Genomic DNA, 21,951 nt, shown 5'->3' with positions numbered 1-21,951 from the left:
TTGGCCACACCCGCGGCGCGGAACCACGCCGCTGTAGCGCGCCTCTCCACGCACGACCTCGCTGCGCGCGCACGCAGGAAACACCCTCAGCAGGCGTCACGCGGCATCTCACGCCCGCTGATGATCGAAGCCTCACGCACCACCGATGCCGAAGCACGCATCGCCTTCCAGCGCCACTGCCGCGCACCGCGCCAAGCGCCACCCTCTCGCGCCTGTGCCACGCGTCCGGCCTGGCGGTTGCAGCCGATCGCAGCCTGCCATCGCTGCGGCCGGGCGCGCCGGCCGCTACGCGCGCGCCAGCGCGCTGCTGTCTAGCATCTGGCCGACGGTATTGAGCAGGTCGTTGAGGCTGAAGGGCTTGGGCAACAGGGCCATGCCCTCGGCCAGGAACTCCTGCCGGGTGATCGCGTTTTCTGCGTAGCCGGTGATGAACAGGATCGGCAGCCCAGGCCGCAGCACCCGCGCCAGGTCGGCCATGTCGCGCCCGTTCATGCCCGGCAGGCCGACATCCGACACCACCAAATCGATCGGCACCTCGGTGCGCAGATGGGTCAGCGCGCCGTTGGCGTCTTCGGCTTCGAGCACCAGGTAGCCGGCATCGGTGAGTACCTCGCTCACCATCATGCGCACCACGTCGGTGTCGTCCACCAGCAGGATGCGCGCATTGTGCGTGCGCGGCGTGCTCGGTGCCGGCGGCGGTGGCAGCTCGCTGGCGGTCAGCCCGCGCGGCAGCAGCAGCGTCACCGTGGTGCCCTCGCCCACCTGGCTGGAGATGCGCGCGGTGCCACCGGACTGACGCGCAAACCCGTAGGTCATCGACAGCCCCAGGCCGGTGCCTTCGCCGATGGGCTTGGTGGTGAAGAACGGCTCGAACACCTGGTTGAGGATGGCCGGTGCGATCCCGCTGCCATTGTCGATCACCTTCACCGCCACGTACTCGCCGTCGTCCAGCTCCGGGTCGTCGTGCGCGGTATGCGCGGTGGTCTGCACGCGGATGCTGCCCTGGCCCTGCAACGCATCGCGGGCGTTGATCACCAGGTTGAGCACCACGTTTTCCAGCTGGTTGGCATCGGCCACCGCCACCAGCGTCGCGTCGGCCAGTTCCAGTTCCAGCACGATGTTTTCGCCGATCGAGCGGCGCAGCATGTCTTCCAGCGAGCGCACGCGCAGGTTCACGTCGAAGGGCTGGGCATCCAGCGATTGCTTGCGCGCGAAGGCGAGCATGCGCTGGGTCAGCGCTGCGGCACGATGCGCCGAACCGGTGGCGACTTCGGCCAGCCGTGGCACCCGCTCGATGCGGTTGGATTCCACTGCCAGCTGGATCATGTCCAGGCCGGAGATGATGCTGGTCAGCAGGTTGTTGAAGTCGTGCGCGATGCCGCCGGTGAGCTTGCCCAGCGCTTCCATCTTCTGCGCCTGCAGCAGCTGGATTTCGGTGCGTTGGCGCTCGGCGATCTGGTGCGCCAGTTCGGTGGTGGCAGTGTCCAGTTCCTGGCGCTGCTCGCGCTCGCGCAGGCGCTGCTCGGTCACGTCCTCGACCATCAGCAGGCCCAGATCCGGCTCGCGATATGGCGACACCCGCCATTCGGTTTCGCGTGCACGGCCATCGCGCAGCAAGGTCAGAGCGCCGCTCCAGCGTTCGCGTTGCCGCAGCGCAGTGGTCAGCGCCTGCACGGTCGCGGACTGGTCCAGCCCGGCGGCCTGGATCGCCTCGGCCGGGCTGGCGCTGCCGATCAGGCGTTGGAATGCCGCATTGACCTCATGCGTATGCAGCTGCGCATCGACCACCGCGATCGGTGCGCCGATGTGTTCGAATATCTCGCGAAAACGCGCCTCGCTGGCCCGCAGCTCCTCTTCGGCATGGCGCGCGCGCAGCAAGGTGCGCAGCGTGGCGACCAGCACGTTCGGGTCCACCGGATGGATCATGTACGCGTCGGCGCCGGCATCGAGCCCGGTGATCATGTCGCCGGTGGCGATCGAGGCGGCCGAGACGTGCACCACCGGCAGCAACGCGGTGCGCGGATCGGCGCGCAGCGTGCGCACGATATCGAAACCGCTCATGTCCGGCAGGTTGACATCCAGCACCACCGCCGCGAACGACTGCGCGGCCAGCTTGGCCAGGCCATCGGCGCCGGTGCCGACTTCCTCGACCACGAAGCGGTGGTGCTCCAGCACGCGCCGCACCGAATAGCGCGTCACCGCATTGTCGTCCACGACCAGGATGTGGTGCTTACTGCCCAAGTGCCTTCTCCGCTGCCAGCGTCACCGGCAGCACCACGAAAAATTCCGACCCCTGCCCCACCACGCTGTTGATGCCGACCCGTCCGCCCAGCAGTTCGGCGAAGCGCTTGCAGATCGACAGGCCCAGCCCGGTGCCGGTCAGGCGCTTCTGCAACGGCGAGTCCACCTGTACAAAATCCTCGAACAAGGCCTCGTGAAGCTCCGGCGCGATGCCGATGCCGGTGTCCTGCACGCTGAAGCGCACATGGTGCTCGTCTTCCAGCTGCGCCAGCACGCGCACATGGCCTTGCGGGGTGAACTTGAGCGCGTTGGAAATGAAGTTGCGCAGGATCTGCGCCAGCTTCTTGTCGTCGGTGTACAGCATCGGCAGCACCGGCGGATCTTCGAAGATCAAGGTGGTGCTGCCCACATCGGTAAGCGGGCGGAACATGCCGCGCAGGGCGGCGAACAGGTCCATCAGGTCGAACCAGCCCGGCGAGATGGTGATGCGCCCGGCTTCGATCTTGGCCAGGTCCAGCAAATCGTCCACCATCTCGCTCAGTTCGCGCGTGGAGGCGCTGACAAAGCGCACCTGCTTGAGCTGCTCGTCGTTGAGCGGCCCGTCCATGCCGTCCTCCAGCAACCGGGTGATGCTCAGGATCGAGCCCAGCGGGGTGCGGAACTCATGGCTCATGTACGACAGGAAGCGGCTCTTGAGCTCGGACACATCGCGCAGCTGCTCGGCCTGCTGGTCGAGCTCGGCGTACAGCGCGAGCACGCCCTGGTTGGTTTCTTCCAGCTCCTCGCGCAGGGCCTGGTTCTGCTGGCGCAGGGTCTCCAGTTCGGCCAGCGGATCGCTGGCCGGTGCCGCATCGGGTGGGTTCATTGCAGGCCTCCCAGGCGCATGACGAAGACGCAGGCATCGTCGCGGCCGCGCGCGTAATCGCGCGCCAGCACCGCGGCAACGATGCGTGGATGGCGCGACAGCACGCCTGGATGATCGCGCAGGTTCCAGCGCGATTGCAGGCCGTCGCTGTGCATCACCAGCAGCTTGCCGGCGGCCTGTGGAAAGTCGAAGGATTGCGCCTTGCGAAACTGCACGCCGACGATGCCCGGATGCGACGGCATGCCGCGCACGCCGTCGCCATCGCACAGCGTCGCGGCGATGTTGCCCACCCCGGCAAAGCGCACCCGGCCGGTTTCACCGTCGAACTGCATCACTGCCGCGGCGCCTCCACGGGTGCCGGACATGGCGGCATGCAACCGTGCAAGACGCGCGCCGGGCTCGCCGCTGGCCACCGCGGCGGCGCGGGCGCCCGCTTCGGCGGCATCGGCCGCGCCCGCTCCGTGGCCCAGGCCATCGATCACGGTGGCGGTGAGGCACTGCGCATCGACCTCCAAGTGCCAGGCGTCGCCGCAGACGGTTTCGCTGTGCAACGGCAGGCGGATCGCACCATAGGGCAGGTCTGCCGCCGTCTCCTGCGTGGCGTACACGCGCGCCAGTACCACCGCACCGGTCGCATCCGAATAGGCATCCAGCAACGCGGCATGCCGCTGCACGGTGCCCAATCCGTTACCGGGCGTGCTGCCGGTGGAATAGCCATCGGGCAGGCAGTCGGCAAGGACGAAGCCGGGGCCGTGATCGAGCGAGCACAATTCCACGCCAGGGCCATCGCGGCCGGCCACGCTGCACAGCTGCATCTGACCGCCACCGGCATGGTTGAGCAGGTTGGTGCACAGCTCGGTGGCCACCAGTGCCACGCGCCCGCAGGCGTCTTCGTCGAATCCGCAGGCCTGGGCCAGCGCCACCGCATCGCGGCGCACCTGGCCCACCTGGGTGGACTCCTCGACGCGGATCACCTGGGTGAGCGCGCCGGCAACCGTCACTTCCATTTGGTGATGGTGATACGGGTGCCCTTGCCGGCTGCACTATCGAGCACGAAATCGTCCACCAGTCGCCGGCTGCCGGACAGGCCCAGCCCCAAACCGCTGCCGGAGGTCCAGCCGTCGGTGAGCGCCAGATCCAGGTCGGCAATGCCGGGGCCTTCGTCGCGAAAGGTCAGCTGCACGCCCTTGCGGATGCCGCTTTCGACCAGCGCCCAGTCCATGTCGCCGCCACCACCGTAGATCACGGTGTTGCGCGCCAGTTCGCTGGCCGCGGTGACCAGCTTGGTCTGGTCGACCAGCCGCAGCCCGCATTGCACCACCAGCTTGCGCACGGTCTGCCGTGCCAGCACCACGTCCTGTTCGGTGCGGACCGGTTGCGAACCGGCGCTCATGACTGCGGGTCGGGTTGCTGCAGCAGGCGCATGCCGCGTTCGACATCGAGCGCCGTGCGCACCGACGGCAGGGTCAGCCCCAGTTCGACCAGGGTGATCGCCACCGCCGGCTGCATGCCCACCACCACGGTCCGCGCGCCCATCAGCGCGGCCAGACCGGAAATGGTGCTGATCATGCGACCGATGAACGAATCGACGATGTCCAGCGCGGAGATATCGATCAGCACGCCGCGCGCGGAAGTGGCGCTGATCTTTTCCGACAGGTCTTCCTGCAGCTGCAGCGCCAGCTGATCGTGCATGTCCACCTGGATGGTGACCAGCAGCAGGTGACCCATGCGCAGGATCGGGATGCGTTCCATGTCAGTCTGCCTTGCTCACGGTCAGACCGGTGCGCTTGAGCGCCAGCGCCAGCGCATCGGCCAGGTTGGCCTTGGTCACGATGCCCTGCAGGTCCAGCCCCAGGTGCACGATGGTCTGGGCGATCTGCGGGCGCACGCCACTGATGATGGCATCGGCGCCCATCAGACGGATCGCGGTGACGGTCTTGAGCAGGTGCTGCGCCACCAGGGTGTCCACGGTGGGCACGCCGGTGATATCGATGATGGCGATCTCCGAACCGGTATCGACGATACGCTGCAACAGCGACTCCATCACCACCTGGGTGCGCTGCGAATCCAGCGTACCGATCATCGGCAGCGCCAGCACGCCTTCCCACAGCTTCACCACCGGCGTGGACAGCTCCAGCATCTCTTCCTGCTGGCGCACGATGATGTCTTCGCGGGTCTTCTGAAACGTCCTGACGGTGTACAGGCCCAGGCGGTCGAGCAGTTCGGACAGGGCCCACAGCTGCTGGCCCAGTTCGTCCGGATCACTGGCGTATTCGCGCTGGACCAGCGTAAACAGCACGCGCTTGAGCGAGAAGATGAAGTTGGCGGTTTCCTGCGAATCGAAGCCGCGCGTGGCGCGGTCGCGTGAGAGGGTCTCCAGGAAGCGGCGGACCTCGCTCCATTCGGCGCTGTCCAGGCTGCTGCCATCCTCCTTCAACGCCGCCACCAGCAGACTCAGGAATTGTGCGCTCTGGGTTTCCAGCTCCTGCCGGGAAAGGCGCGCATCGTTGCCAACGCCGGATGCGAGCCAGGCGGCCAACAAGGCCGGCTCCTGGCTACGAATCACGTCGATCGAGCGCTGCTGCAGTGCCACCATGAGATCACCCGCCAAATAAAGTAAAGAGAGGCTGGGCATGCGGGCTGGACTGCGCCCGGATCGACGCGGCGCCCCCACGCCGAAGCGCAGCAGAGTAAAGCAATTCAGTTTCTGCAACCAGCGACCCAACCTGTCGCGGTCAGCGGCGCTGGCCTGGGCAGTTTGACATTGCCGCGACGGCGGCGAACGTGCGCCGGCCCACGCCTGCGGACAAGCGCCACATCGGCCGCCCTGGACGCCCGTCAGCGATCGGGCGTATGCAGGCGGCGGGCTATGCAGGCGCTGGAAACGCACCGCACCCGGCTGGCTCCAGGGCACGCTCCGCGTCGGGGGCACCTCGCAAGACCAGGGTTCTGGCCGGCCCATTACCTTGCGAGCGTCCGGCCTCGAAAGATGGCCAGGCCGCTGTCTGGTGCCACCAGCTTGCAGATGCGTGCCGGCGCAGTGGCGCCGGTGGCGTGGCCGCCCACGCCGCATGTGGTGCACCCGGTGCGGCGTCGATCGGCATTGCGGCGACACAGCGTTGCAACGGCCGCCGTCCGCCCGCAGCAACCCTCTGCGCAGGCATGGTGTGGCCGGGCGCGCAGTCGGCAGCGGCTGCAACGCGGTGTGCCAATGGCGCGGGTGTCGCGCGGCCGCACGACATGGTCTGATCGCGCCCTCGCTCTCTCAGACCAAAGTCCCCCATGTCATCGTTGTTTTCGCCGTACCAGCTGAAGGATGTCACGCTCCGCAATCGCATCGCGATTCCTCCCATGTGCCAGTACACCGCCGTTAACGGCCTGAGCAACGACTGGCATCAGGTGCATTACGCCGCACTGGCGCCCGGCGGCGCCGGGCTGGTGATCGTGGAGGCGACCGGCGTCTCGCCGGAAGGACGCATCACCCCGGGATGCCTTGGCCTGTGGAACGACGCGCAGGCCGAAGGGCTGGCGCGCATCGCCGCCTCCATCCGCGCCGCCGGCGCGGTGCCGGGCATCCAGATCGGCCATGCCGGGCGCAAGGCCAGTGCCAACCGTCCCTGGGAAGGCGACGACCATATTGCTGCCGACGATGCGCGCGGCTGGGACACCGTGTCGCCATCGGCAGTCGCCTTCGGTGGCGGCCTGTCCAAGCTGCCGCGCGAAATGACGCAGGACGATATCGCCCGCGTGCGTGGCGATTTTGTCGCCGCCGCGCAGCGCGCACGCGATGCCGGCTTTCAGTGGCTGGAACTGCACTTCGCACACGGCTATCTGGCGCAGAGCTTCTTCTCGGTGCACGCCAATCTGCGCCAGGACCGCTATGGCGGCGATGCCGACGGACGCGCGCGCTTCCTGCTGGAGACGCTGCAGGCGGTGCGTGCGATCTGGCCCGAACATCTGCGGCTCACCGCCCGCTTCGGCGTCATCGAATTCGACGGCCGCGACGAGCAAACGCTGGCCGAAGCGATCGACCTGACGCGCGCATTCAAGCGCAGCGGCCTGGACCTGTTGAATGTCAGCATCGGCTTCAGCACGCCGACTGCGCAGATTCCCTGGGGCCCTGCGCTGCTGGCCCCAATCGCCGCGCAGGTAAGCCGCGAGGCGCAGCTGCCGGTGGCCTCGTCCTGGAATATCGACGACCCGCACGAAGCCAACCGCGTGGTCGCCGACGGTCAGATGGAACTGGTGATGGTCGGCCGCGCGCATCTGGCCAACCCGCATTGGCCCTATCAGGCCGCACTGGCACTGGGCGAAGAACGTCCGTCCTGGCAACTGCCGGCGTCGTATGCACACTGGCTGGAGCGCTACGGCGCGCGTCACTGATGGCCAGGCCGGCAGGGTTGCCGCTCGCTGCGACAACCCTGGGCAAGGCCAACGCGTTGCAGCACTGGCCGGAACAGCGCACGGCGTCGCCAAGCCGGCGGCAAAGGCGTGACCACGCAGTGCGGGCTGACGACAACGTCAGTCCGCCACCTCAGACGCTTCGATCGCACGTCACCGCCCTGGCCGCTCGAGCTGCACGCGTCCCCGGAGCACGGTTTACAACCCGTAACGCTCCACCGCGTCCAGATGCGGGCGTGGATCCTGGTCGCAGGCCTCGGCCAGCCGCAGCCAGCACATCGGGTGCGACCAGCGCGAGGTGGTGCAGCGCAGGACGCGGTGCAACTCCTGCGGCGACACGTTTTCCGGAAGCGCCACGGTGAACAGCACCCCCGGCAGGCCCGAGGTCGCATCGTCCGGGTCGAAGGTGTCCGGCCGATCCGGATCCATGACACGGTAGTCGCCGCGACTGTGCACCCACATCTTCCAGCCGCGCGATTCCATGTCCGCGCGCATCGCCTCGATGACCTCGTCGCCCGGATGCACGCCATCCACCAGCCAGCTACTGCCGTAGCCACCGGTCTCCAGCACATGCACTTGCGCATAGGTGGGCACGAAACGCTCGCGTTCGGCCTCGTCCTCCGGTGCCGGATACAGCAGCTCGGCATCGAACACCACCCAGTCACCGACATGCTGGCGCCGGTGCGCAGGCGCATTCTCGATGATGCGTGCGGTCACCGGGCCGGTGCGGCGTGCGTAATAGTCGGCCGCCTCGCCATCGTCCACGCAACGCACGATCACCCAGCCCCAGTCTTCCTCGACAACCCCGCTGGTGCTGCTCAGTTCCATGCCGATCGCCGCCGCCGAGGCACGCACCGCATCCCAGTCCTGCGCGGCGCTGGCGGCGGTCATATGGTCCCAGTGCGCCGAGCGTGGCTCGTCCATCACCGCGATCAAGTGACGGTAGACCTGGGCAGCTTCGGCAAAACGTCCGGTGTCCAGATACATGCGCGCCAGCAACCCGCGCGCGCCATGCGAGCCGGGCGACAGCTCCAGCAAGGCCGTGCACGCCTGTTCCAGCGCCGGCCAGTCGGCCAGCCGCTGGGCCAGTTGCGCCTCGCACCACAGCGCGGCCACCGGCACCTGCGGGCGATACAGCTGCGCCAGCTTGCGCACCCCGGCGTCGTCGCCGCGGCCCAGCAGCAGATTCATCAGCCGGAAGGTCGGGCTGGTTTCGCGGTCGGCGTGCCGCTGCACGAAGTCCCACAGCAACGCGATCGCCTGCTCGTCCGCCGCGCAGGCGCTCAAGGCTGACGCCGCGGTATCGACCAGCTCCGCATCGTCGGGCCGCTCGGCCACGGCCTGCAGCAACCATTGCGCCTCCCGCTCGGGATTGCGCACCGCCTCCTGGCCCTGCGCGTTCAACCACTCCAGCAGCTGATCGGCCGGCACCGGTGCCGCCTCGCCGGTGGCCGCCGGCTCGACACGGGCGGCCCAACGGTCCAGTGCCTGGGTGGCGCCGCGGTCCTGCCGCAACTTGGGCAGGTGCGCACGGGCGAGCGCCAGATGTCGGCGTGCCGTCCACACCGCACCGCGTTGCAGGGCAAGATCGATCGCAAGTTCCGCCGCCTCGATCAGGATGCGATGCGCACCGACCTGCGCGTAATGATCGAGCATCAGCTGCACGCGGCTGCCCAGGTCCCAGGTATTGCGCTCGGGCGCACGCGTCACCAGCACCGCCACCGCGCGCAACCAGTGCAGGCGGTAGCGCGGCGCCACCTCGCGCCAGGGCAGCAAGGCGTCCAGGGCCTCGTCGTCGCGATTGAGCATTGCCAGCGCGCGCGCCTTCTGCAGACGACGCGGCTGACTGCAATTGGCCCACTCCGCACCCTCGCGCGCCGCCTCGCGCTCACGTTGTTCGATCAATGCCAGCGCCTGCTCGGCGCGTCCCAGCGACAGCAGGATCGAGATCCGCATGTCCGGCACGCCGTCGTAGATCTGGCCACCGTGGGCAACGATGGTCTGCGACTGCTGGTCCAGATAGCTCAGCGCCGCATCCCCACGCCCGTCGTCGAGCAGGGCATCGGCTTTTTCGCAGCTCAGGCACTGGTAGCACGACCAGCTCGGGTCGATGCGGCCCAAGGTTTCGTCGCAGACCTCGATGCGCTCTTGCACCCAACCCGGGCCATCGATGTTGGCGTAGCACGCCGCCAGATCCTGGGTGACGCAGACCGATTGCGGGCATTCCACCGCATCGGCGCGGTGCGCCCGCTCGAACAGCGCCACCGCATCGCCGAGCGCACGTTCTCCCTCGCACAGGTTGCCGACCCGGTTGCGCATCTCCCAATGGCCGACGAACACTTCCAGCCACGGATTGGCCAGCGTCTTGCCCAGCGCACGCGCCTCGGGCAGCAAGGCTTCGGCACGTTCGATCTGCAGATCGCAAATATGGTCGGTCAGGCGCGTCAGCAGCTGCGCGTTCTGCGGCTGCCCGGCTTCGCCCAGGTCGTCCTGCAGTTTTTCCACCCAGTTCCAGATTTCCATCGCACGTCCTTCGGTGCGCGCTCAGCGCGCCAGCAGTTGACTCACGGCCGCGGCAAGATCGCCGAAGGCCTTGTTGAGATCGGGCCCGCCCGACTCGGGGCCCCCTGGCTGCGGCGGCGCACGCCCCTGCGCTGCCACGATCACTTTCAGTGAGCGCAGCAAGCGCGCAGCGATGGCGGCCTGCGGGTTGCCATCGCGCTGGGCGGCCAGCAAGGCCTGCAGCGCCGGATTGTCCAGATTGAGATACAGCCGCTGGGTCTGCCGCGCCTCGATGCGCGCGGTGAACTGCCGCGCCAGCCGCAACGCGGCCGTCGACACCCGCTTGTCGTTTTCGTCCTGTTCCAGCCGGCGCTTGAGCTCTGCCTCGCGATCGGGCACCACCACCAGCGGCAATTCCGTAGGACTGAAACGTGCCGGCACCAGCGCTTCGCCATCGCCCAGGTGCTGCTCCAGCCATGCCAGTTCATCGGCCGGCAGGCGATCCAGATGGAACAACTGACGGTTGCCGTGCTCGGTTCCCAGCTCGACCAGGCGCACCCCCTTGGCCTGCGCCCAGCGGCGCAGGAACGGCACCACCGCATAGCGGTTGCCATAGGCCACCGGCACGCCCATGGCGCGGAACAGCATCTCTTCGAAGCCGCTGTCGCTGTCCAGGATCACGTGCACGGCACCACGCGCCGGCAACTGCTGCGCCGGCAGGTCGCCCTGCGAGGTCGGCACCCGCACATGTTCCAGCAGCAAGTCGAACAGGCGCTCGTCGCACAGTGCAGCGCCCAGCAAGGCCTCGTTATGCCGCAGCAGGATGCGACGCCACGCCTCCGGCTGCTGCCGCGCCACATCCGCCAGCCCCTGCACCAGGGCCTCGGACAGCGCATGCTGCACCGAGCTGTAGACCGCATCGCGCTGCAGATCCTCGCGGCTTGCCGTCGGCGTCAGGCGATTGGATTCGATCACCCCGCCGATGAAACCGGCCCACGGCGGCAGCAATTCGCGCGCGTTGTCGTCCAGCAGCATGCCGCGCAAGAACACCGACAGATTGCGGTTATCGCTGGTGCCGTAGGTGGCACCGTCCTGCACCCACAGCAGGCCCACCGCGTCGCTCCCCTCGTCCGCACGGACCGGCATGCAGCACAACGGCTCGAAGTTGCGCTCGAAGCGCGCAGCGAACTCGCGCTGTCGGCGCCAGGCCTGCACCGGATGCAGCGGCACCGTATCGTGCGTGCGCCACGGCGGCGGCTCGGGATTGATCGGCTGCATGTTGGCACCGACCCAGATCGGCTCGCGCAACAAGGCGCAATAGCTCGCCAGGATCTCGTGCAGGCGTCCGTCCTGTGCCAATGCCAGGTATTGGTCGTGCAACTCCAGCACCACCTCGGTACCCACCTGCCCACGCGCCGGTATCGGGCTCACCGTGTATTGCTCGGCATTGCTGGAGATGTAGCAATGGCCCAGGGTCGGCGTCTGGTAGGAGGTGGTGCGCACGGTGACACGGCGTGCCAGCACGAAGGCCGACAGGAAGCCCAGCCCGAACATGCCGATCAGCCCGCTGTCTTCGTGCCCGCCCTGGCGTAGCCCGCGGGTATAGCCCACGCCCACGGTAGCCAGGTAATCATGGATTTCCTGCTGGGTGAGCCCGGCACCCGTATCGACGATGCGCACGATCCCTTGCGCCGGATCGGCCTGCACGTGGATGCGCGATTCACCCTGCCACTGCGGCTGTTCCAGCCGGCGCCGCAGGATCGAGTCGTGCGCGTTCTGCACCAGTTCGCGTAACGCGACCACCGGCGTGGAATACAGATGCTTGCTCAGAACCGACATCAATCCATTGAGGTCGACGCCGGCACGGCGGATCTGTGAGGCGTCCGTCGCCTCGGAGATGGGATCTTGCATGATCGTCGTCGTTTCCCTGGCGGCCACGCCCGTCCTCGGACGCGCCTCCTGCGTGGCAGTGCGAGCCGGCAAGGATAGCCGCAAGCCATCGTGCACGCACGTCTCACCTGGGCTCCTGCCCTCGCCTGCGTACCAACGACGGCGCCTGCACGGGATGCAGGAAACGCGATGCGCACGGCCAGGCGCTGCCGCCCGGCCGTGCGCGGCCGGCTAGCGTTGCAAGGTCTCCATCGGCGCTTCATTGAAATGCTGGCGATACCCCTTGGCGAGCGCTGAACGACTGCCAACGCCCCAGCGGCTGGCCGCCTGCAGCACGCTGCCGCAACCGCCATCGGCCAGCAGCTCGTCGCGGATGCTCTGCATGCGATACCGCCGCAGGACCTGGGTCGGCGACAGCCCGGTGGCCGACTTGAATGCCTGCTGCAATGCCCGCCCGGTCACCCCGATCTGCGCGGCCACTTCGTTGATCGACAGGTCCGAGCGGTGCGCATTGGCGATCATGTAGCTGTAGGCACGGCGGTACTTGGCCGGCAGGCGCGCGGAGATGTCGTCGCTGACATGCGCCGGCGTGCCGCTTTCGAGCAGGCGCGGCGCCTGCACTTCGCTGCGCAGGCATTGCACCGCACCCAGCGCGTAGCGGTTGTACAGCAGCAAGGCCTGTTCGGTACGCCCCAGCGCCTGGCTGATCTTGGCCTGGCAATACTCGAACTCCAGATTCCAGCGCGGCGCGTGATGCCGGCCGGCACCGGCCAGGGCGCGCTCGGCCAGGTCGGCTCGGCCTACCGCCAGGGCGGCCAGCGCCAATTCCACCTGCGCGTCCTGCCGCGCGCATGGGGGGAACCCGTTGGCTGCAGCCGGCAGGGCGTCGATCTGTGCGTCGAATCCGAAGGTGTCGCCACCGGCGATCCGCAGCAAGTTGCGGACATGCCGCATCCGCTGCGCGAGCACCGGCATGCTTTCGGACAGATCGGCGATGCAGGCCCGCAGCTCGCTCGGTTCGAAGGCATGCGCGGTGTCTTCCTGGCGCAGCGTGGCCTGCCAGAACACGTGGTCGCTCATGCGGTCGGCGCGGCGGATACGCAGCTGCGCGATCATGTCCAGACGCAGCGCCGTGACGATCCGCAGCCAGTCGGATGCGCCGCTTTCCAGTTCGGACAGCACTTCGTGGGCACGCTCTAGCGTCTGCAGGGCCAGGCTGCTCTGGCCAAGATGGAAATGCGTCAGCGCCTTGCCGAGCAAGCCTTCGCCGCCCAGACAGGCCGGCGTATCGCGGTCCATCGCAAGCTGCGCAAAGCAGTTCAACGCGGCGCTCAGCCGGCGCTGGCTCAGCATCAGCCAGGCGGTATTGCGGCACGACAGCAGTCGCAGCTGGCGCTGATGCCCACGCATCGCCTTCAAGGCATGCCGATAAGCGTCTTCGGCTTCTTCTTGATACTCCAGGATCAACAACGCATCGCCGCTGGCACCGAGCAGGCCGACTTCATCGTCGGTTCCTTCGGGCGTTCCCTGGCCGTCACGGCGTTGTTGAAGATGTTGCAGACCTTGCGGCCAGGCACCAACCAGCATCCTGCTTGTATAGGTAGGAAGACGATCTGCGTAAGACAACGCGGAGATCGCTGCGAAGTAGGTGGAAAGGATCATGCCGGGCTCTCTCGTAGGGGGATGAGCAAAAGACAACATCGCGCCGGTCTCGCTGGCGCAAACGATTGTATGCAGGGGATCCAATGGAATTTCTCACTCGGAAGCGCTGCAAAAATCAAAAAATCTCACTCTGTCTTCCTGCACGTCGGCCACGCATTTTTGACTATGCAGAACTCCTTCGCGCACGCCGACGCCGATGTCTAGCGCTAGACATCGCCCACCATTCGAGCGGGTATTGAATAAGGAACAGTGCGCGGCGCTGCGCGGTGTTTGTCCAACGTCTGCCAACGCGCCGCTTCGGTGCGGATTTCGCCGCGTTGGCGCTCCGGCTGCGTGGTGCGGTCAGCGCCGATCGCGGAACACGACGACGACACCGTCGGCTCCGGATCGAGGCAAGAGAATTTCTTCATGCGGGCGATCAGCTATTCCATACAGGCGACAAGATCATCCGAATCGCAATACGTTGGTCTAGACCTTTATCCGCCAATCCGGCTTCGCTCGATCCCCCGCTCCAAAACCGGAGCCGTCATCCGAAAAGCCTCGATAGACACTGAAATCCGTTATTCCCGTTCGGCCCATGCCCTGGCCGTAAGAGCTGTTGCACGCGTAGATGAGCGCAGGTTAAAGCGCACCTACTCAAACCCGAAGAAAAGTGCGCAGCAGTGAAACTTTTTGCCTTCGGAATGGTACATACCATTCGTCCGACCTCGGTCCGACACCCCCCTTGGCAGCCGGATGGTTTGGCGATGCACCTTTCTATAGATGTGGGTTTCACGTTGACGCCTGCGGTCCGTCGCCGGCATCCCACGCACGACTGGTACGTGTGCCGCCACGGGAAGGCTGGCTGATGCACGGCAACCCTCCCCTCGGTAAGCAAGGATCGGCTTTCCTGTTGACGCAGGACGCGCGTCTGGCCTCGCAGGTCAATGCGAGCCTTGCTCCGTTGGGTCCACAGATCGCGGTGTTTTCCGACGAACTCGAGCTGCTGCGTTCCCTGCGGCATTCGCCCTGTGAGCTACTGATCTTCGATGCGACCTGTGTTGCCTCGGACGACAGCTCGGTGCTGGCCTGGCAGCGCTGCCATAGCGGCCACCCCACTCCATTGATCGTGCTTGGACGCTTCGACAGTCCCAACGAGATCCTGGCCTGGTATCGCGCCGGCGCCCAGGAAGTATTAGCGCTCCCATTCAATTCCCACGAGTTGCAGGTTCGCTCGGCCCTGGCCATCTCGCCAGTGGCCCATACCTGCCAGGAATCGCAACATCTCAGCGTCGGCCCGTATCACCTGATCCGCGAAGAAAACACCGTCTACCTGCACGGCAAGCCGATCGTGCTCACAGCGCGGGAATTTTCGATCGCCTGGCTGCTGTTCTCCAGCCCCGGCGTCTGTTTCCGCCGCTGCCAGTTGGCCAAGGCCGTCTGGGGCAGCCATACCGAATTCACCGACCGCACGATGGAACAGCACATCTATAAGCTGCGCAAGAAATTGCAGCTGTGCAACAACAGCGGGGCGGTCCGCATCAGGACCGTGTATTCGCACGGCTACAAGCTGGAACTCGCCTCGCAGGACAAGGACCCGCTGATGCCGGGCAAGAGCAATAGCCCAAGTTCTGCCCATCACTCGGCCGCCTGCTAGCGAAGCGTTCACCACCAGGCAAGGGCCATGCGTCGACGCCTGCTTGCCATCTGTGTAATGACCCACTGAAATCCTGCTCAGGTGTTACTTTCCTAAGGGAGCACCCCCATGAGCATCGTGATGGAAGAAGAGATCAAGCGCTGGACCGCTCGCCGGAAGTCGGCGTTGGTCCTTGAAGTGATTCAAGGTAAGACCTCGATATCGGAAGCCAGTCGTCAGTTCGACCTTCCGCCCTCGGAGATCGAGGGCTGGGTCGAGGATGCGAAGCGCGGCATGGAGAATGCCCTGCGCGCTAAGCCGGAAGACGTCCGCGAGCAGTACGAGCGGCAGCTGAAGGACCTCCAGGAAGCCTACGGCGAGGCCATGCTGGAGCTGCGCGCACGAAAAAAATTGAGCTCCCTGCTGGGCAAGGACGAGACCTGATGGTCTCCCTTCAGCAGGGATTGCTTGCCGATGGCTTCGAGGTCTCCATGGTCAAGCTATGCCGCTGGTTTGGTGTGGCGAGGCGGACGGTCTATTACCGGCCGACCAAGGCACCACCGAAGATCCAGGAGGCGATCGCCGCGCCGGTGAAAGCCCTTATTGAAACGGAGCCGTCGTTCGGCTATCGGACCGTCGCCGGCCTGCTTGGCATGAACAAGAACACAGTCCAGCGCATCTTCCAGCTCAAGGGCTGGCAGGTGCGCAAACGGCCGATTGGCCAGCGTCCACGTATCCAGGCACTGCCGTCGGTCGCCACTCGGCCGGACGAGCGCTGGTCGACGGATCTGTGCCGGGTCTGGGGCGGAAAGGACGGCTGGCTCAGCTTGGCGTTGGTCATCGATTGCCATACCCGCGAACTTCTTGGCTGGCATCTGTCGCGCAGTGGCAAGGCCAGCACGACCGCCGGTGCGCTGGAGCAAGCCTTGATCAGTCGCTTCGGCACGCTGGGAAGGGTCACTGCGCCGTTCTTGCTTCGATCCGACAACGGCCTGGTCTTTACCAGTCGCAAGTACACCAGCCTGGTGCGTAGCTACGGCCTGCAACAGGAGTTCATCACGCCGCATTGCCCGCAGCAGAACGGCATGATCGAGCGGGTCATCCGCACCCTGAAGGAGCAGTGCGTGCACCGGCATCGCTTCGAAAGCCTGACCCATGCGATGCGCACGATCGGCGACTGGATCCACTTCTACAACCATCAGCGACCCCATCAGGCGCTGAAGATGAAAACACCCGCTGAGGCGTATGCGTTAGCGGCCTGACCTGTGCAGGAAGTGGTGGGTCGTTACATCTGCACTGAGCGGCGACGTAGAAATCTGGTGTGCCTACGTTCGGAGCCACCGCGGCTGCGGGCATCCGGATCGCCCGAGGCCGATCACAACTGACAGCGACAAACTCGTCTGTACGGTCTCGCCATCGCGCTGGCGAAGAATCGTTCCGGCTGCGATCCGCTACGCAACGGCGCCAGGCCGCTGCAGAACCGGCGTGCTGCGCCTCAAGATGCGTTACTGCGCTGCACTCGACAAACAGCTGCAACGCAGGAAACTGCAGCAGTGCCATCGACCGTGCGCCAGCCCGATGGGGTTGCATTGCATCGCACCCGCTGTCGCCAGCCATCGCATAAACGACAATGGCGCAGGGAATCCCCGCGCCATTGCTTGAATCAAACTCGGTATGTAGCGCAGATTACTTCGGGCTCTCGCCATATTGGTTCTGGCCCGGCGTTCCCTCCAGGCACATGAAGACCAGCACGATAAGGCCGCCGACGTAGGGCACGAAGCTGATCAGATAGTACCAGCCGGACTTGTTCTGATCGTGCAGGCGGCGAACCGTCACTGCGATGCTCGGAACGATCAGCGCCAGCACGACGATAACGATCACCGCACCCACCAACCATGCCAGCGGACCGGGGCCGCCATCGTTTCCCATCACCGCTACTGCGATGGCAAACAGGGTGCCCAACACGGCCAGGACGATCACCTGCAACAGCATGAACATCCAGTATTCCTTGCGACGCGAGCGACCTTGAAAGTCGGCATAGCGCTTGAGCGGCAACAACATCCATTCCATCGTGATTCTCCAGTTCGAGCAGTCAGCGGTCTTTGTGATCCGGTGCACAGTGCAACGGGCCGCGCATGGTGCCATAGCCTCTGTCTGGTGAAAACGGTTTCTTCATATCCAAATGCAGTTGCGAGCGACCAGCCGACAAACGGTCGCGGGCACTGGGCCGGGCACCCGGCTATGCCAGGCACGACCTGCCTGGCGACATCCGCGGCTCGCCCCGCCGATCGGCGACGTTCCTAGTCCGCCGCCGCTTCCAGCGCCTGGCTCAGCCGCTCCACCGCGATGATCTCCATGCCCTTGATGCTGGCCGTCTTCGGCGCATTGGCCCTGGGCACGATCGCGCGCTTGAAACCGTGGGTAGCGGCCTCCTTCAAGCGGTCCTCGCCATTGGGCACCGGGCGAATTTCACCGGACAACCCTACTTCGCCGAAGGCGATGGTCTTCTCGGACAATGGCCGGTCGCGCAACGAGGACAGCACCGCCAGCAGCACCGGCAGGTCGGCTGCGGTCTCCTGGACGCGAATGCCGCCGACCACGTTGACGAACACGTCCTGGTCGCCGACCACGATGCCGCCATGCCGATGCAGCACCGCCAGCAGCATCGCCAGCCGGTTCTGCTCCAGCCCCACCGCCACCCGGCGAGGATTGGACAATGGCGAGGCATCCACCAGCGCCTGCACCTCCACCATCAACGGCCGGGTGCCTTCGCGGGTCACCATCACGCAACTGCCCGGCTGCTGGGTGCTGCCTCCGGACAGGAAGATCGCCGAAGGATTGGAGACCTCCTTGAGCCCCTTCTCGCCCATCGCGAACACGCCCAGCTCGTTGACCGCGCCGAAGCGGTTCTTGAACGCACGCAGCAGGCGGAACCGGCTCCCGCTCTCGCCTTCGAAGTACAGCACCGCATCGACCATGTGTTCGAGCACACGCGGACCGGCGATGCCGCCCTCCTTGGTGACATGGCCCACCAGGAACACCGCCGTGCCGGTTTCCTTGGCGAACCGCACCAGCCGCGCCGCGCTCTCGCGCACCTGGCTTACCGACCCCGGCGCTGCAGTCAGCGACTCGGTCCACAGCGTCTGCACCGAATCGGCCACGATCAGCTTCGGCCGCGCCACGCTTGCATGCTGAAGGATGTGTTCGATGCCGGTTTCGGCCAGCGCATTCAAGCCTTCCAGCGGCAGATCCAGGCGCACCGCGCGCCCGGCCACCTGGGCCAGCGACTCTTCGCCAGTGACATAGAGCACCGGCAGCGCGCCCGCCATGCTGGCCAGCGCCTGCAACAGCAGGGTCGACTTGCCGATTCCGGGGTCGCCGCCGATCAACACGACCGCCCCTTCGACCAGGCCGCCGCCCAACACCCGGTCGAACTCGCCGATGCCGGTGGACACGCGCGCCTGCTCGGTCTGCTGCACATCCTTGAGCGCCATGATTTTGGGCGCTTCGGCCTTGCCGGCCCACCCACTACGCCGCGACGCCGCCGGCGAGGCCTTGCCGCCAGGGGCCGCGCTTTCCAGCACGATTTCGCTGAGCGTATTCCACACCCCGCACTCAGTGCATTGCCCCTGCCACTTGGTGTATTCGGCGCCGCACTCGCCGCAGACATAGGCCGTCTTCGCCTTCGCCATTTCGCTGTTGCCTGTTTCCGGAAGCTGCCAGCATAGTGGCTGGCCGTCTCAAAAGACGCGATTGCGTCGCCGTGCACAAGCGTAATGCCTGCCTGCGCCGCCACGCGCAGCACCTGCAGCGCGTCAGAGATTGGCCATCGCCGCGCAGGCGGTTCGCTGACACCACAGACCAGCGCCACGCGAACCCGCGCACTGCATGTCTGCACTCAAGCACGTGGGCGGCCTCGTGAAGCGATGCAGCCGGCGGTCATCGCAGCGCGACGCAGCCAGACACTTTTCGCGACTTCTGCGGCTTGTCGACGAGCTCGCGCATGCGGCTGGACACGCCTTGCACCGCTTGTGGTCGCCATGGGCGTTTCACATCTCCCTGCCTGCATCGCTTGTAGCGTCGTTGCCGAGATCGGCCGCGCACTCGTGGATTGGCGGCATCGCGCATGGGAGGGTCGGTCCTGTTCGCTGCAGGTTGGCAAGACACTGCAAGGCACGCAATCAACGGACGAGGTCATCATGAAACTTCTCATCATCGTGCTGTTCGGATTATTCGGACTTGCCCATGCGGGCACGGCGCGCGCCGACGGCTGCGGCGGCAATCTCATCGATCACAAGCCTGTGAGCATCGCTGGCGAACGAGTGGGCGAACTGCAGCTGTACTACAACAGCGGCAATGGCAGGAATTGCGCGGTTTTCGCGCATCTTGGCTCCACGCGTGGGAAGCCGCTGTTCACCAGCGTGGAGGTCTACGTCTGCAAACCCAACCGCACCAATTGCGGTGTGTGGCAATGGGATCCGTGGTGGGATCGCGACGATGGAACCTATGCCTACCAGGCAGGCCCGGTGCGCATCGACGGACGCGACAAATGCGTGCAGGCAATGGGATATCTGGACTACAAGGGACAAACGGCAGTTGCCGTGTCCGGAGTGCATTGTCGCTAGCGCAGTGCCCGCAGCCGCAAACGATGCGTGCAACGGTGGTGTCGTCGTGGACAACCGCTATCCAAGCGAGGCGCAGATACCACGGCGAGCATCTATGGGCGGCGCGCTCGCACCGCCTGCTTGAGTGAATCGCCCGTGGGCTCGGCGACGCAAGACGCGACACCGAGCCCACGGATGGCGAGGCGAGGCGCCGCGCTCAGCGCGCCTTATACAGCTCGCTCAAACGATCCGGCTTGCCGGCGACACGCTCCAAGTGCGGGTACAACAGACCGCCGTGGTAGTCGATGCGAACGGTGTCGTAGCGGTCGCCGCGCTTGACCAGCAGTTCGATCGGCGTCGTCGTGCCCTTGGCCGCCTTGATGGCATCCTTGATCACCTCACCGCTGAACGCGCGGCCGTTGACCGCAACGATCGTGTTGCCGCTGATCAAGCCGGCATTGAATGCCGGGCTGTCCCACAACACCTCGTTGATCTCCCCGGACCCTTCCAGCGACAGCCCCAGCGAGTAGGTCAGGCTGACGTCGTTTTCGTTACTCTCGTAGGTCTTGGTGACCAGGTTCGGTTGGTCGGTGTAGACCAGCTTCCAGCCATTGGCCTCGATGCCGCCGTTCAACGAGCCATGCCCGTCCATGCGGCTGCGCAACAGGCTGGCCCAGTCGTAGGCCGCCACGCCGTTGAGAGTGGCGACGATATCGTCGAAGGTGTACGGATTGACGTCCCAGTCGCCGTTGTTCATGCCGAAGAAGGCCTTGCCGAAGTCGTCGATCGAACGCTTGTTGTTGGTCAGTTCGCGCAGCTTGCTATCCACTTCCAGCCACATCATCTGGCCGCCGGAATAATAGTCTTCGGCCATCTGATAGCTGCGGTAGGCCCTGGGCCGGCGCATCGACATGGTGGGATCGTTGGTGGTGTCCTGCACCGTGCGCCACGCCATGCCCGGGCGACCCCGCTCATACTGGGCGGCAACGCCGGCCAGCATGTCGCGCGCCTGGTCCTGCGTCCACAGGCCCGAACGCGCCGCCATCACTTCGCCCCAGAACTGGGTCTGGCCTTCGTACAGCCACAGCAGGCTGTCGCCCATCGGCACGTTGAAGTTGGGCGTAGCCAGGTCCGCGCCACGGCGGTACTTGCCGTTCCAGGAGTGGTTGTATTCGTGCGCGAGCAGGTCGCGCATGGTCCAGCTCTTGTCCCACTCGGTGAAGTAATTGGTCGGGCCGCTGTTCTCGCTGGAACGGTGATGCTCCAGGCCGATGCCGCCCAGCTTCTTGGTCAGCGCCAGCAGGAATTGGTAATGATCGAAATGCCGCGCACCGTACAGCTTGTCCATCTGCTGCACCAGCGCCGCATGCGCCTTGATCTGCTCGGGCTTGGCCTCCAGCGCCTTGGCCTCGTCGGCAAACACGTTGAGGTAGACCGGCTGCTTGCCGCTGCTCAGCTCCACCCGCTTGTAGTACTTGCCGGCGAACATCGGCGAGTCGACCAGGTCGTCGAAGTCGATCGGCTTGAAGGTGACCGTGTCGCCCACGCGGCGATCTGTTTCCAGCGCGGTGGCATAGCTCCAGCCAGCCGGCAGGGTGACGCTGGCCTGGGCCTTGATGTTGCGCGCGAAATACCCGGCCGGATAGAGCGCCGTGGTGTTCCACTGCAGGTTGAGCATTTCCGGGGTCATCATCACCCGGCCCTGGTTGCTCGCCTGCGGCGAAAGGAACTTGAATTCGGCCGTCAGCTCGGTGGCGCCCTGCGGCACATCCACCTTGAACGCGTAGACGTCGAATTGGTCGCGCGTCCATGGCACCACCTTGCCGTCGACCTTGACCACCAGCCCGGCAAGCTTGTCGATCGGACCGGTCGGCGAATGGTTGCCGGGAATCCACTGCGGGTACAGCAGCGTCATCGGGCCCGGCTTGGCCGGCATGCTGGTCTTGACCTTGAAGATGCGGTGGGCCAGGTCGGTGGCATCGACGTCGATCTTCAGCGTGCCCTCGAACGGCACGTCCTGCGGCGGCGCGGTTTGCGCCGCAGCGGGCAAGGACAACGCTGCCAGCAGCGACACGGACAACAAGGTGGGCATCTTCATTGCAACTCCGCAGGTGACCTGGACTAGGCAAGCCCACGATGCTAAGCGCCAACCAGGCGTTACCCGTATGCCA

The 21,951-nt window shown here is 65.9% G+C and carries 18 protein-coding genes; 5 read left to right on the top strand and 13 right to left on the bottom strand.

The window, feature by feature from the left end; translation table 11 throughout:
• Window positions 1–285: 285 nt before the first annotated feature.
• Genes XcodCFBP4690_RS02985 through XcodCFBP4690_RS02960 form a run of 6 tightly spaced genes read right to left on the bottom strand, consistent with a single transcriptional unit; the run spans window position 286 to window position 5,702 of the window.
• On the bottom strand, window positions 286–2,241 hold the full coding sequence (locus XcodCFBP4690_RS02985) for a response regulator (protein ID WP_104539572.1): 1,956 nt from the start codon (window positions 2,239–2,241) through the stop codon (window positions 286–288).
• A complete protein-coding gene (locus XcodCFBP4690_RS02980) occupies window positions 2,231–3,106 on the bottom strand; it encodes a sensor histidine kinase (protein ID WP_104539571.1) in 876 nt (291 codons plus the stop codon). Before XcodCFBP4690_RS02980 ends, XcodCFBP4690_RS02985 begins: the two co-directional genes overlap by 11 nt.
• Entirely contained in the window at window positions 3,103–4,113 is a 1,011-nt protein-coding gene (locus XcodCFBP4690_RS02975) for an ATP-binding protein (RefSeq protein ID WP_104539570.1), read from the bottom strand. The genes XcodCFBP4690_RS02980 and XcodCFBP4690_RS02975 overlap by 4 nt, the downstream gene beginning before the upstream one ends.
• Window positions 4,104–4,499: an ATP-binding protein gene (locus tag XcodCFBP4690_RS02970; protein WP_064509612.1), complete on the bottom strand. Its 396-nt coding sequence runs from the start codon at window positions 4,497–4,499 to the stop codon at window positions 4,104–4,106. Before XcodCFBP4690_RS02970 ends, XcodCFBP4690_RS02975 begins: the two co-directional genes overlap by 10 nt.
• The gene (locus XcodCFBP4690_RS02965) at window positions 4,496–4,858 is read right to left on the bottom strand and encodes an STAS domain-containing protein (protein ID WP_064509613.1); all 363 of its coding nucleotides are present in this window, start codon (window positions 4,856–4,858) and stop codon (window positions 4,496–4,498) included. Before XcodCFBP4690_RS02965 ends, XcodCFBP4690_RS02970 begins: the two co-directional genes overlap by 4 nt.
• Window position 4,859: 1 nt before the next feature.
• Entirely contained in the window at window positions 4,860–5,702 is an 843-nt protein-coding gene (locus XcodCFBP4690_RS02960; protein ID WP_104539569.1) for an STAS domain-containing protein, read from the bottom strand.
• 686 nt (window positions 5,703–6,388) lie between these two features.
• Here XcodCFBP4690_RS02960 and XcodCFBP4690_RS02955 point away from each other — a divergent pair.
• A complete protein-coding gene (locus XcodCFBP4690_RS02955) occupies window positions 6,389–7,489 on the top strand; it encodes an NADH:flavin oxidoreductase/NADH oxidase (protein WP_104539568.1) in 1,101 nt (366 codons plus the stop codon).
• Window positions 7,490–7,705: 216 nt separating this feature from the next.
• On the opposite strand, the gene XcodCFBP4690_RS02950 is transcribed toward XcodCFBP4690_RS02955, so the two are convergent.
• From XcodCFBP4690_RS02950 to XcodCFBP4690_RS22315, 4 genes are all read right to left on the bottom strand, one after another.
• A complete protein-coding gene (locus XcodCFBP4690_RS02950) occupies window positions 7,706–10,030 on the bottom strand; it encodes a tetratricopeptide repeat protein (RefSeq protein WP_104539567.1) in 2,325 nt (774 codons plus the stop codon).
• A gap of 21 nt (window positions 10,031–10,051) precedes the next feature.
• A complete protein-coding gene (locus XcodCFBP4690_RS02945; RefSeq protein WP_104539566.1) occupies window positions 10,052–11,920 on the bottom strand; it encodes an ATP-binding protein in 1,869 nt (622 codons plus the stop codon).
• Between the two features lie 210 nt (window positions 11,921–12,130).
• Window positions 12,131–13,486 (bottom strand): helix-turn-helix transcriptional regulator, encoded by a 1,356-nt coding sequence (locus tag XcodCFBP4690_RS02940; RefSeq protein ID WP_208622681.1) that lies wholly within the window; start codon window positions 13,484–13,486, stop codon window positions 12,131–12,133.
• Window positions 13,487–13,767: 281 nt separating this feature from the next.
• Entirely contained in the window at window positions 13,768–13,971 is a 204-nt protein-coding gene (locus XcodCFBP4690_RS22315; protein WP_146091819.1) for a hypothetical protein, read from the bottom strand.
• A gap of 437 nt (window positions 13,972–14,408) precedes the next feature.
• On the opposite strand from XcodCFBP4690_RS22315, the gene XcodCFBP4690_RS02935 reads away from it, so the two are divergent.
• The 3 genes from XcodCFBP4690_RS02935 to XcodCFBP4690_RS02925 all read left to right on the top strand — a co-directional run bounded on the left by XcodCFBP4690_RS02935 (window position 14,409) and on the right by XcodCFBP4690_RS02925 (window position 16,438).
• Window positions 14,409–15,197 (top strand): winged helix-turn-helix transcriptional regulator, encoded by a 789-nt coding sequence (locus XcodCFBP4690_RS02935; RefSeq protein WP_104539697.1) that lies wholly within the window; start codon window positions 14,409–14,411, stop codon window positions 15,195–15,197.
• Window positions 15,198–15,305: 108 nt separating this feature from the next.
• Complete coding sequence (locus XcodCFBP4690_RS02930) at window positions 15,306–15,620, top strand: DUF1153 domain-containing protein (protein ID WP_063571424.1); 315 nt, start codon at window positions 15,306–15,308, stop codon at window positions 15,618–15,620.
• A complete protein-coding gene (locus tag XcodCFBP4690_RS02925; RefSeq protein WP_167394452.1) occupies window positions 15,620–16,438 on the top strand; it encodes an IS3 family transposase in 819 nt (272 codons plus the stop codon). Before XcodCFBP4690_RS02930 ends, XcodCFBP4690_RS02925 begins: the two co-directional genes overlap by 1 nt.
• A gap of 424 nt (window positions 16,439–16,862) precedes the next feature.
• Here XcodCFBP4690_RS02925 and XcodCFBP4690_RS02920 read toward each other — a convergent pair whose 3' ends face one another.
• Window positions 16,863–17,246, bottom strand: coding sequence for a DUF805 domain-containing protein (locus XcodCFBP4690_RS02920; protein ID WP_104539563.1), 384 nt, complete (start codon window positions 17,244–17,246; stop codon window positions 16,863–16,865).
• A 230-nt stretch (window positions 17,247–17,476) separates the two neighbouring features.
• Window positions 17,477–18,868, bottom strand: a complete 1,392-nt coding sequence (gene radA / locus XcodCFBP4690_RS02915; RefSeq protein WP_104539562.1) for a DNA repair protein RadA — start codon at window positions 18,866–18,868, stop codon at window positions 17,477–17,479.
• 348 nt (window positions 18,869–19,216) lie between these two features.
• Here radA and XcodCFBP4690_RS02910 point away from each other — a divergent pair, with 348 nt between their 5' ends.
• The gene (locus XcodCFBP4690_RS02910) at window positions 19,217–19,801 is read left to right on the top strand and encodes a hypothetical protein (RefSeq protein WP_146091818.1); all 585 of its coding nucleotides are present in this window, start codon (window positions 19,217–19,219) and stop codon (window positions 19,799–19,801) included.
• 196 nt (window positions 19,802–19,997) lie between these two features.
• Here XcodCFBP4690_RS02910 and XcodCFBP4690_RS02905 read toward each other — a convergent pair whose 3' ends face one another.
• Window positions 19,998–21,878, bottom strand: a complete 1,881-nt coding sequence (locus XcodCFBP4690_RS02905; RefSeq protein WP_167394451.1) for a M61 family metallopeptidase — start codon at window positions 21,876–21,878, stop codon at window positions 19,998–20,000.
• Window positions 21,879–21,951: the final 73 nt, after the last annotated feature.

This window comes from Xanthomonas codiaei, assembly GCF_002939785.1.
GTDB lineage: Bacteria > Pseudomonadota > Gammaproteobacteria > Xanthomonadales > Xanthomonadaceae > Xanthomonas > Xanthomonas codiaei.
Note: the sequence above shows the minus strand (reverse complement) of the source record. Positions and strands in the feature narration are given on the sequence as shown.